The sequence below is a fragment of the Elstera cyanobacteriorum genome (assembly GCF_002251735.1).
Taxonomy (GTDB): domain Bacteria; phylum Pseudomonadota; class Alphaproteobacteria; order Elsterales; family Elsteraceae; genus Elstera; species Elstera cyanobacteriorum.
The window spans coordinates 327,933-337,725 of sequence record NZ_NOXS01000033.1 but is presented as its reverse complement, the minus strand read 5'-3'; the positions used below and the strand labels follow the sequence as shown (position 1 = coordinate 337,725).

Annotated in this window: 12 protein-coding genes; 2 read left to right on the top strand and 10 right to left on the bottom strand. The window is 64.2% G+C overall.

The features are described from left to right. Window positions 1–35 precede the first annotated feature (35 nt). The 8 genes from CHR90_RS13815 to CHR90_RS13780 form a co-directional block, all read right to left on the bottom strand. Entirely contained in the window at window positions 36–632 is a 597-nt protein-coding gene (locus tag CHR90_RS13815) for a glutathione S-transferase (RefSeq protein ID WP_094409599.1), read from the bottom strand. Between the two features lie 41 nt (window positions 633–673). Next, window positions 674–1,417 (bottom strand): hydroxyacylglutathione hydrolase, encoded by a 744-nt coding sequence (gene gloB / locus CHR90_RS13810; protein WP_308421746.1) that lies wholly within the window; start codon window positions 1,415–1,417, stop codon window positions 674–676. Between the two features lie 54 nt (window positions 1,418–1,471). Continuing rightward, entirely contained in the window at window positions 1,472–2,335 is an 864-nt protein-coding gene (locus CHR90_RS13805; RefSeq protein WP_141210958.1) for a DMT family transporter, read from the bottom strand. A gap of 97 nt (window positions 2,336–2,432) precedes the next feature. After that, window positions 2,433–4,241, bottom strand: a complete 1,809-nt coding sequence (gene ptsP / locus CHR90_RS13800; RefSeq protein ID WP_094409596.1) for a phosphoenolpyruvate--protein phosphotransferase — start codon at window positions 4,239–4,241, stop codon at window positions 2,433–2,435. Beyond that, window positions 4,231–4,533 carry an HPr family phosphocarrier protein gene (locus tag CHR90_RS13795; RefSeq protein ID WP_094409595.1) on the bottom strand — a complete coding sequence of 101 codons (303 nt, stop codon included), beginning with the start codon at window positions 4,531–4,533 and terminating at the stop codon, window positions 4,231–4,233. The genes ptsP and CHR90_RS13795 overlap by 11 nt, the downstream gene beginning before the upstream one ends. A 3-nt stretch (window positions 4,534–4,536) precedes the next feature. Further along, on the bottom strand, window positions 4,537–4,941 hold the full coding sequence (locus CHR90_RS13790; RefSeq protein WP_094409594.1) for a PTS sugar transporter subunit IIA: 405 nt from the start codon (window positions 4,939–4,941) through the stop codon (window positions 4,537–4,539). Between the two features lie 91 nt (window positions 4,942–5,032). Continuing rightward, window positions 5,033–5,959: an RNase adapter RapZ gene (gene rapZ / locus CHR90_RS13785; protein ID WP_229671497.1), complete on the bottom strand. Its 927-nt coding sequence runs from the start codon at window positions 5,957–5,959 to the stop codon at window positions 5,033–5,035. An 85-nt stretch (window positions 5,960–6,044) separates the two neighbouring features. Then, window positions 6,045–6,611 (bottom strand): HPr kinase/phosphorylase, encoded by a 567-nt coding sequence (locus CHR90_RS13780; RefSeq protein WP_094409592.1) that lies wholly within the window; start codon window positions 6,609–6,611, stop codon window positions 6,045–6,047. 194 nt (window positions 6,612–6,805) lie between these two features. Between CHR90_RS13780 and CHR90_RS13775 the strand changes: the two genes are divergently transcribed. Both CHR90_RS13775 and CHR90_RS13770 read left to right on the top strand, forming a co-directional pair. Then, window positions 6,806–7,075, top strand: a complete 270-nt coding sequence (locus CHR90_RS13775; protein WP_094409591.1) for a ribbon-helix-helix domain-containing protein — start codon at window positions 6,806–6,808, stop codon at window positions 7,073–7,075. After that, window positions 7,072–7,377, top strand: coding sequence for a type II toxin-antitoxin system RelE/ParE family toxin (locus CHR90_RS13770; RefSeq protein ID WP_094409590.1), 306 nt, complete (start codon window positions 7,072–7,074; stop codon window positions 7,375–7,377). Before CHR90_RS13775 ends, CHR90_RS13770 begins: the two co-directional genes overlap by 4 nt. Before the next feature lie 9 nt (window positions 7,378–7,386). Here CHR90_RS13770 and CHR90_RS13765 read toward each other — a convergent pair whose 3' ends face one another. Both CHR90_RS13765 and CHR90_RS13760 read right to left on the bottom strand, forming a co-directional pair. Continuing rightward, window positions 7,387–9,093 (bottom strand): sensor histidine kinase, encoded by a 1,707-nt coding sequence (locus tag CHR90_RS13765; protein ID WP_094409589.1) that lies wholly within the window; start codon window positions 9,091–9,093, stop codon window positions 7,387–7,389. Beyond that, the gene (locus CHR90_RS13760; protein ID WP_094409588.1) at window positions 9,065–9,748 is read right to left on the bottom strand and encodes a response regulator transcription factor; all 684 of its coding nucleotides are present in this window, start codon (window positions 9,746–9,748) and stop codon (window positions 9,065–9,067) included. Before CHR90_RS13760 ends, CHR90_RS13765 begins: the two co-directional genes overlap by 29 nt. Window positions 9,749–9,793 lie beyond the last annotated feature (45 nt).

Below are 9,793 nucleotides of genomic sequence, written 5' to 3'. Positions count from 1 at the left end.
GGGGGGGGGGGGGGCAGGGTTCCCCCCCCCGCTGCTTACGCCGGTTTTGTCTCGACCAACGACGGGCGGGTTTCGATGGCCGCATACCAGGCGGCAAGGCGCGGGCGCCCGCTGCGCCAACCAAGATCGGCCAAGCGGAAATCAAGGTAACCCAGGGCGCAAGCGATGCTGAGGCTACCGAGGGTAATCGGCTCCAACTGCCGGGATTGGCCTTCCAGCCAATCGAGCGCGGCGATGATTGCAGCCTCCTGACGTTTGATGAAACCGGGCGACTTCTCACCCTCGGGGCGCAGGCTTTCCATGCGGATTGCCACCGCCGCGTCACTGATGCCATCCCCCAGCGCCTGCAACTGCAACACGCCCCAGCGGGCCGGGCCGCCGAGCGGCAACAGGTCGGAATTGCTGGCGAGCGCCAGCAAGTATTCGGCGATCACCGGGCTATCGAACAGCGGCGTTCCGTCCTCCAGCACGAGGGTGGGCACTTTGCACAGCGGGTTTTGCGCGCGCAGCGATTCTTCCTGATGCGGGTTGGTCGCGATCAGCGACACTTCGTCCTGCAAGCCGGTTTCGTGGATGATCGCCAGGACTTTGCGCACATAGGGCGAGGTCGGCGAATAGCGGAGTTGAAGCATCGCTCTGGGGTCTCCCGTGGGGTTGCGGCGGACGATAGCGCCTAAAACCGGTCCTTGCGACTGCGGATTTCTGCAAAAATTGTGACGGCATCGCTGCCGGGGGGCAGACCGAGCCGCGCCGCCATCCCCGCTTCATCGGCGCGCAAGAAGGGGCTTGCCGCCCGCTCCACCCCGATCAGCGCCGGAACGGTCGGCAGCCCATGCGCGCGCTTGGCGCGAATCTCTGCCCCATAGGCCGCCAGGGCCGGGTCGCCGGGCAGCAGGTGTTCCGCGAAGCGCAGGTTGCTTTCCGTATATTCATGGGCGCAATAGACGCGCGTTGCGTCCGGCAAGGCGCGAAACCGCGTCAGCGCCGCCCACATTTGCGCGGGCGTGCCTTCGAACAACCTCCCGCAGCCGAGCGCGAACATCGTATCGCCGCAAAACAGCGCCTGCGCGGCGGCGGCGTAATAGGCGATATGGCCGCGCGTATGGCCGGGCACGTCCATCACCTGGGCCGCAAGGCTGCCGAGCATTACCGTATCGCCATCGGCCACCGCCCGGTCAATGCCGGGGATGCGGTCGCGGTCGGCGGCGGGACCGATGATCGTGCAGCCGGTCGCGTCCTTCAACGCCAGATTGCCGCCGACATGATCGCCGTGGTGATGGGTGTTGAGGATCGCGTCGAGCCTCTGCCCGGCAAGCGCCGCCCATACCGGTTCGGCATCGGCAGGATCGACGACGAAGCGGAAGCCCGTGGCAGGGTCATGCCCCAGGAAAATGTAATTGTCGCTGCGTGCGGGCAACAGAGTGATCTCAAGCATAGGCCGAGGGTACGGCGTTTTCCGTCCCGCTGCAAACTAGCGGGTGAGGATCAGCACCACCCCGGCCAGCGCCAGCACGGTGGCCGCCCACGATACCCAGCTTAACCGCACGCCGAAGAAGATGCGCAGCACCGGCAACATCATAATCGGCGGCAGCGCGCTGAGGATCGCCGCAAGCCCGGTTTCCGTATGGGCAATGGCGAAGGAGACGAAGAAGACGCCGGAGGCGGAAACCGTCCCTGCCAACCCGATCCGCTTCCACAGGCGCAACGGTTGCTTGAAGGCGGTCGGCTTGGTGATCAGCAGAAACAGCCCGAGCGACCCCACCGCGCGCAGAAAGGCCACCAGGATTGGATCAACCCCCGCCAGCAGCGCCGGTTTCTGCAACAGCGAGCCGCCCGCCTGCCCCAAACCGCCGAGCAGCCCGAACAGAATGCCGCGCACCAGCGCCCCCGGTTCGGGGGCAAGGCTCGCCGCCTCTTTCTCCTTGCGCGACACGGCAATGGCGATACCGCCGAGGGCCAAGGCCCCGCCCGCCAGCGCCTGCAACGGTAGGGCTTCCCCCAGAAAGGCCCAGCCAAGCACGATGGTGAAGGGTGCCGCGCTCATATAGATCAGGCTACCGAGGCGCGGGCCGATCATCTTATAGCATTGAAATAGCGCGACATCGCCCAAGGACAGGCCAATGATGCCGGAGAGCACGGCCCAGAAGGTGGCGTCCCAGGTCAGGCGGCTCCAATCGGCGAACAGCGCCGATGCCGTGCCGAGCAGCACGACGAAAACCACCATGCGGCTGCGGCTGAAGGCCACCGACCCGATTTCCTTGATCGCCGGGGTGGCGATAAGCGGCCCCACGGTCCAGGATAGCGACGCCAGTAGCGCCGACGCTTCCCCCAACATGATCGTTCTCGTTTCCTTCGGCTGATCGTCCTGCCACAAGGCAGCCCGATTGCCGAAAAAACAAGCAGAGATTTTACGGGGTTCCCCTGCTTAGCCTTTAAACCGAATGGCTGCCGAGGTTGGCGATGAAATCGTCCAGCAGCTCGCCAATCCGCTTGGCGTCGGCCTGATCCATGATCGTGCGGGCGCGGCGGCTGGCTTCGGTGAGGCTGAGGGCGCGCACCCGTTCCTTCACGCTGGGCAGCTTGGGCGCGGACATCGATAGCTCGCGCACCCCCAGCCCCAGCAGCAGCGGCGTGAAGCGCGGATCGCCCGCGATTTCCCCACAGATCGATACCGGAATGCGGTAGCGCAGCCCCGCTTCCACCGTGAACTGAATGAGCCGCAGCACCGCCGGGTGCAGGGGTTCGTACAAAGCCGCCACCCGCTCGTCGCCCCGGTCGATGGCGAGCGTATACATGGTCAGATCATTGGTGCCGATGGCGAAGAAATCCGATACCGCCGCCAGCCCATCCGCCGACAGCGCCGCGCCCGGCACTTCGATCATTACGCCAAGCGGCGGCAGTTTTTCGGGCAGCGGTACTTTGCGGCGCTTCAAGCGCTTATAGACGCGCTCCACCGCCTCCCGCGCCGCATGCACTTCGCTGATCTGCGAGATCATCGGCAACAGAATGCGGATCGGCCCATGCGCCGCCGCGCGCAGGATTGCCGCCAATTGCGTATCGAACAGGCGCGGATGGGCGAGCGACAGGCGCACGCCGCGCACCCCCAAGGCGGGATTGGGCGATTCTTCCAACGGCTCGCCGATTTGCTCGCGCAGGGCCGGGGCGAGCTTATCGCCGCCAACATCGATGGTGCGCACAGTCACCGGGCGCCCATCCATCCCCTCGATGACCGCGCGCAAAAACTCGTACTGCTCGTCCTCGTCCGGCGCGGCGTCCCGGTTCATATAGAGGAATTCGGTACGCAGCAGCCCAACCCCCTCCGCCCCCACCGTATGCGCCCCGTCAAGGTCGCGCGGCAGTTCGAGGTTAACGTTAAGACCGATGGTAAACCCATCGAGCGTTACCCCCGGCACATCGCGCAGGCGGGAGAGGCGTTTGCGCTCCTGCTTCAGCGCGGCTTCCCCCGCCTCATACTGGGCGCGGGTTTCCGGGGTCGGGTGAACGATCAGCTTGCCCGCGTGCCCATCGAGGATAATGGGGTCGCCGGTCTTCAGCACCGTCACCAGATCGGCAATCCCCAAAATGGCGGGCACCCCGAGCGAGCGCGCCATGATCGCCGTATGGCTTTCCTTGCCGCCCTGTTCCGTCGCAAACCCCAGCACGAGCTTGGGGTCGAGCAGCGCCGTATCCGCCGGGGTCAGATCGGCGGCAATCAGGATCGAGCCTTCCGGCAAATGCTTCAGCGCCACATAGGGCGTCGCCATCAAGCAGCGGATCAGCCGTTCGCCAACCTCGCGCACATCATCGCCGCGCGCCGCCAGATAGGCGTCGTTCATCCGGGAAAACCCGTCCGAAATTTCGGCAATGGTCGCGCGCACCGCCGCTTCGGCGTTGAGGCGTAACTCGGTAATCAGCTTTTCGGCGGTGCGGATCAACCGCGATCCCGCCAGCATCTGCAAACGCGCATCCAGCAGATAGCCAAGCTCTTCCGCCGCCGCCGGGGGCAGCGCTTGGGCCTTGACCTTTAACTTGCGCAATTGCTTGGCAGCAAAAGCCACCGCTTCTTTCAATCGTTGCAGTTCGGCAGTGACAGCCTCGGGCTCGATTAGATATTCCGGGGTGGACGGCGCCGTATCATCCGAAACCCAAGCGGTGCCAAGGGCAATTCCGGGCGCAACGCCCAAGCCCTGATACACCCGCTCGCTGCCCGGTGGCGGCGCGTCCGTCCGGTCATTCTTCATGGAATTTTTCGGCGATCAGCGTCGCCAGCGCGTCCAGCACCGCATCGGCCTCCACCCCCGACGCGCTGACCGTCAGGCGCGTGCCGGGCGAGGCGGCGAGCATCATCAGCCCCATGATCGAGCGGCCCGAGACATTCTCGGGCGTCTCGCCGTCTTCCAAGTCGGCATGGCAGACCGAGACATCGGCATCGAACATTTCCGCAGTCTTAACGAATTTTGCCGCCGCGCGGGCGTGCAAGCCGCGCTTATTGGTGATCAGAACCTGGACCGACCGACGATCATCAACGCTCATGGCTTACGCCTCACCCGCCAGCAGCCGCGAGGCGACTGCGATATATTTCCGTCCCGCTTCCTGCGCCTTCGCGACCGCGTCGGGCAGTTTTGTTGTTTCCCGGAGGGAGGCGAGTTTGATCAGCATGGGCAGGTTAACCCCCGCGATCACCTCCACCGGCGCCTTGTCCATGATCGAAATCGCCAGATTGGACGGGGTGCCGCCGAACATATCGGTCAGCACCACAACCCCATCGCCTTCATCGACCTGGGCCACGAAATCGAGAATATCCTGGCGCCGCCGTTCCATATCATCCTCAGGCCCAATACACACCGCAACGCAATTGCGCTGCGGGCCTGTGACATGTTCAAGCGCGGCGATAAACTCTGCCGCAAGGCGTCCGTGGGTAACGAGAACCAGACCGATCATGCGTGCCTTCCCTGGCGTTGAACCCTGCGCGGCGCCGCGCTGTAAAAGCCCGACCGACGGCGGCAACGGGCGGGACGTGAAACCGACGGCCTCATGACGGGGCGCCGGGCGTCGGCTGGGCGGGGGTATCGCGGCGCCCCCGCGCGGGCCGATTGTCTTTCAATTCGCGGTGATGGATGCCGGCATCCCAGCCTTCCGCCGACAGCCAGGCCGCCGTCTGTTCAGCCAAGAACACCGATCGATGCTTCCCACCCGTGCAGCCGAAGGCAATCGTCAGGTAGCTTTTGCCCTCGTCCTGATAGCGCGGCAACAGGGGCTTCAGCAAGCTCTTGAGGTTCTCGAAGAAGGGCGCAAAATCCGGGTCTTGCCGGATATGGTCTGCCACGCCCTGCGTCCGCCCGTCGAAGGGGCGCAGGGCAAGATCGTAATAGGGGTTTTTGAGGAAGCGCACGTCGAAGACCAAATCGGCTTCGCGCGGCAAGCCCTGCCGGAAAGAGAAAGACAGGACCGTGACGGTCAGCAAGCTACGCCCGTCCTTGACCTGCACCAATTCCTGCATCAGCCGCCGAAACTCACCGGGGGCCAGCACCGTCGTATCGATCACATCGTCAGCGCGTTGGCGTAACGGGCCGATCAGCATGCGCTCCAGCGCAATCCCATCGGCGGCAGGCCGGTCGGCGGCCAGAGGATGACGGCGGCGGGTTTCGGTAAAGCGGCGCACCAGCGCATCATCGTCGCAATCGAGGAAGACCAACTGCGGGCGGGTGCCGGTTTCGGTTTCGATACCATCGAGCGCCAGCAGCAGTTCATCGACCGAAAAGCCGCGCGTGCGAATATCGATGCCGATGGCCAAGGGTTCGGCGATCCGGTCGTGCAACTGGGCCACCATCGGCAGCAGCGGCAGCGGCAGATTATCGACGGCCTCGAAGCCGATATCCTCCAACGCCCGCAGCGCGGTGGATTTCCCCGCGCCGGACATGCCCGAAACCACGAGGATTGGTGACTCTTTTCCGCTCACGACATCCCCATCGGTCTCGCAGGCTCCCTATCAACCGGCATCTTGCGCGACGATAGCCTATTCGCCCGCCGCACAAAAGCGCTCGTCATACGGTTGGCGGCGCCAACAGCTTCGGGCTGCGTTCCGTCAGAATGCGCACCGCCAGCCGCACCTTGGCGGGGGCGGAGGGTTCGAGCGCATTCAGGCACCAGCGCGGCAAGGTCACCCCCAGCAGCGTTTCCGTATCGGGATCGGGCAGCCGGTCCGGTCGGTCTTCCGGCGGCAGGACGTCGACGATCATCTGGACCGGGCACAGGCTTTGATACGGCAGGCGTACAAGGCCAAGCCCCCGAACCTCCAGCAGCCCCGCCAGGGCGGGCGGCGGCGCCGCCACCAGGATCGTTCCGCCTGCTGTAATCGCCGTTGAAATCAGCGTGCGGTCATCGGCCACCAAGGTCGCCCCGCCATCGATCAGCCGCAGGGCAAGATCGGATTTACCGAGGCCTGACGCCCCGCGCAGCAGCAAGCCAACCCCGTGCAGGGCAATGCAGGTGGCATGCAGGCTGGGCGCTTCGGGCGACAAATCGAGCGGCTGCACCTCCGTTCCCCGCCGTGCGGGTGGCGACGCCTCGGTATGGGGATCGACCGGCAGGGGGGCAGGGGATTCGGGCATGGCGCGGCTCCTCCGGGGGTCTTGTTGCTGGTTCTCAAACCATACACTGCCCTTCTCTAGGGGAAAATCGCAGCGGAAATAAGGCGTTCAATCTTAGGAACAGCCCAGCCACCCCCCTTGAGTTCGCGTTGCTAGACTCCCTCGCCTCCTTATAGATAAGATTAAATCCTACTTTGCTTAGGAAGGTCGCCGCGATGCGCACAACGCAGCAACTGAGCATCACCCTACCCAATGAGATGGCCGATATGGTGAAAGCCAGGGTACGGACCGGGGAATATGCGTCCGAGAGTGAAGTGATCCGGGATGGCTTGCGGGTGCTCCTGGCCCGTGACCGCGCGGTCGAAACTTGGCTGAATGCACAAATTGGCCCGGCCTATGATGCGCTGAAAGCCGATCCATCCCGCGCCCTGACAGCCGATGAACTCCGAACCCGCCTCACCCGCGAGCACGCGAAATCGGAATGACCTATCGCGTCGTCTTCGCCCCTGAGGCGGAAGCGCAATTGATCGACCTTTACCGCTTCATCGCTGAGGCCGCCGCGCCAAGCATTGCCGCCGCCTATACGGAAGCAATCATCCGATCTTGTGAAACGCTGGCACATTTTCCCCAGCGCGGCATCGCACGCGATGATATTCGCCCCGGTTTGCGGATGACCCATTTTAAGAAGAAAACGATGATCGCCTATTCGATCATGGACGAAACGGTCGCGGTAATCGGCATTTTCTATGGCGGCCAGGATTACGGCGCACTGCTTGGAGGCACTTAACCCCGCAAGCTACCCCTTCAACCCGCGCGCCACCGGCAAGGTGACGGTGAAGACCGCCCCCAGGATGCGCCCGTCGAAATCATGGGCATTGCTGGCCTTCAGCGTTCCGCCGTGCGCTTCGATGATCTGGCGAGAGATGGAGAGGCCGAGGCCGGAGTGGGTGCCGAAATGCTCGGACTTCGGGCGTTCGGAATAAAAGCGCTGGAAAATCGCTTCCTCCTTCCCCGGCGGAATGCCAGGGCCATCGTCTTCGACAGTAGCGATCACCCGGCTGCCTTCGCGGCGCACGGTCAGGCGGAGGCTGCCGTTTTCCGGGCTGAAGCTGCGGGCGTTATTGATCAGATTGCGGAAGACCTGCACCAGCCGGTCTTCGATCCCGAGGATCGTCAGCAGCCCGCCGCCACGCGCGACGCTCAGACGGATCGGCACCGCGCCTTCCGGGTCGGTTTCCTCATAGACGGCGACCAGCGCCCCCATCAGCCGCCCGAAATCCAGCGGCACCGGTTCGGCGCGGGCCAGTTCGGCATCAACGCGGGAGGCGGCGGCGATATCGGTGATCAGCCGGTCGATGCGCTGCACGTCGAGTTGAATGATCTTCAGCAGCTTGGCCCGTTTCTCAGGGTCTTCGATCCGCCCGACGACATCGACGGCGGAGCGGAGGGAGGAGAGCGGGTTCTTGATCTCGTGGCTCACGTCCGCCGCGAAACGCTCGATGGCTTCAAGCCGCTGGTGCAGCGTGTCGGTCATCGCCTTCAGGGCCACCGACAGATCGCCAATCTCATCGCGCCGCTTGCTGAAATCGGGAATACCGGTGTTCGACCGGCCCTGGCGCACCCGTTCCGCCGCCAGCGCCAGCCGCCGGATCGGCCGCCCGATGGTTCCGGCGAGATAAAGCGACATCAGGATCGTCACCAGCAGCACCGCGCCGCCGAGGATCATAATATCCGTGCGTACCCGGCGCAGGGATTCGTCGATCTCGGTCGAGGCGCGGGAAAGCATCAGCACGCCCACCACTTCGCGATAGCGCTGGATCGGCATGGCGATGGTGAAGATGAAGTGCCCGTTTTCGCTAATATAAGCCGCCGCCGCCGGTTCCCCCAGCAGGGCGCTGGCGCCTTCGGGATAATCGGACGCGCGGCGCAGCGGGCGTATATCATAGCGCGGAAAATTATCGCGCCGAGGCAGGGCGTTGAACACCCAATCATAAAGGCGCAGCAAGAGCGGGCCGACGCCGTCCGGCTCCCCCGGTAAGGGCGCGACGCTGATCATACCATTGGGGTGCAAGACCAACTGACTGTCGATCAGCGGTGAACCGTCGCGTTCGAACACCTGGGCGCGGGCGCGGGTTTGCAGGGCAAAGCGGCGCACCATCGGGCGGGCGACCGATTCGACGATGCGGATTTGTTCCTGCGTCGTAATCCCTGTCGCGCCTTCGCCGATCGCCCCCGCCATCAGCCCCGCTTGCATGCTCAGCGCCTCGATCTCTGCCCGCACCAGGGCTTCCTGATAGCGGTCGAGATAGAGCAGCCCGGCCCACAGCATCAGCGGCGCCAGCAGGTTCACCGCCAAAATGCGCACCGTCAGCGTCGAAATTCGGCGCTTTTTGACCGGCGCATCGCGCACCTCGGCGGCGGCTTTCTGCTCGCCGACGAGCGCGATATGCGCCGGAGCCACGCCGCGCGGCGGCTCAGGCGGAGAAACGGTATCCGACGCCATAGAGGGTTTCGATTTCGGAAAAATCGTCGTCGGTCGCTTTGAACTTTTTGCGCAGGCGCTTAATGTGGCTGTCGATGGTGCGGTCATCGACGAAGGCGCTTTCGCCATAGGCGGCATCCAGCAACTGATCGCGGCTTTTCACATGGCCGGGGCGCTGGGCCAGTGCCTTCAGGATCAAGAATTCCGTCACCGTCAGGTCGATGGGCAGGCCCTTCCAGGTGCAAAGATGGCGCTTTTCATCGAGCGCCAGATTGCCGCGCACCATCATCGCCGGATCGCTGGCCGCCGCCGCTTCCCGCCGCCGCAGCACCGCGCGGATACGGGCGAGCAGCAGGGTTTGGCTGAAGGGCTTACGGATATAATCATCCGCCCCCAGCGACAGGCCGGTCAATTCATCCTCGTCGTCGTCCTTCGAGGTGAGGAAGATCACCGGCAGCGTGCTGGTCTTGCGCAACCGCTCCAGCACCTCAAGCCCATTGAGGCGCGGCATTTTAATGTCGAGCACGGCCAATTCGGGCGGCTTGCCGAGGATGCCCTGCAACCCCGCTTCGCCGTCGGAATAGGTCCGCACCTCAAAGCCTTCCGCTTCCAGCAGCATGGAAACAGAGGTGAGGATGTTCTGATCGTCGTCGATCAACGCAATGGTCTGCGGCATTCTCTGCCCTTCTTGTTGCCCGAGGATCACACTAGCTTGGGTCTC

What these genes read in the sequence shown, in the direction of transcription:
- CHR90_RS13815 (WP_094409599.1), bottom strand. Translation starts at nt 632, where the DNA reads ATGCTTCAACTCCGCTATTCGCCGACCTCGCCCTATGTGCGCAAAGTC.
- CHR90_RS13805 (WP_141210958.1), bottom strand. Translation starts at nt 2,335, where the DNA reads ATGTTGGGGGAAGCGTCGGCGCTACTGGCGTCGCTATCCTGGACCGTG.
- ptsP (WP_094409596.1), bottom strand. Translation starts at nt 4,241, where the DNA reads ATGAAGAATGACCGGACGGACGCGCCGCCACCGGGCAGCGAGCGGGTG.
- CHR90_RS13795 (WP_094409595.1), bottom strand. Translation starts at nt 4,533, where the DNA reads ATGAGCGTTGATGATCGTCGGTCGGTCCAGGTTCTGATCACCAATAAG.
- CHR90_RS13790 (WP_094409594.1), bottom strand. Translation starts at nt 4,941, where the DNA reads ATGATCGGTCTGGTTCTCGTTACCCACGGACGCCTTGCGGCAGAGTTT.
- CHR90_RS13780 (WP_094409592.1), bottom strand. Translation starts at nt 6,611, where the DNA reads ATGCCCGAATCCCCTGCCCCCCTGCCGGTCGATCCCCATACCGAGGCG.
- CHR90_RS13775 (WP_094409591.1), top strand. Translation starts at nt 6,806, where the DNA reads ATGCGCACAACGCAGCAACTGAGCATCACCCTACCCAATGAGATGGCC.
- CHR90_RS13770 (WP_094409590.1), top strand. Translation starts at nt 7,072, where the DNA reads ATGACCTATCGCGTCGTCTTCGCCCCTGAGGCGGAAGCGCAATTGATC.
- CHR90_RS13765 (WP_094409589.1), bottom strand. Translation starts at nt 9,093, where the DNA reads ATGGCGTCGGATACCGTTTCTCCGCCTGAGCCGCCGCGCGGCGTGGCT.
- CHR90_RS13760 (WP_094409588.1), bottom strand. Translation starts at nt 9,748, where the DNA reads ATGCCGCAGACCATTGCGTTGATCGACGACGATCAGAACATCCTCACC.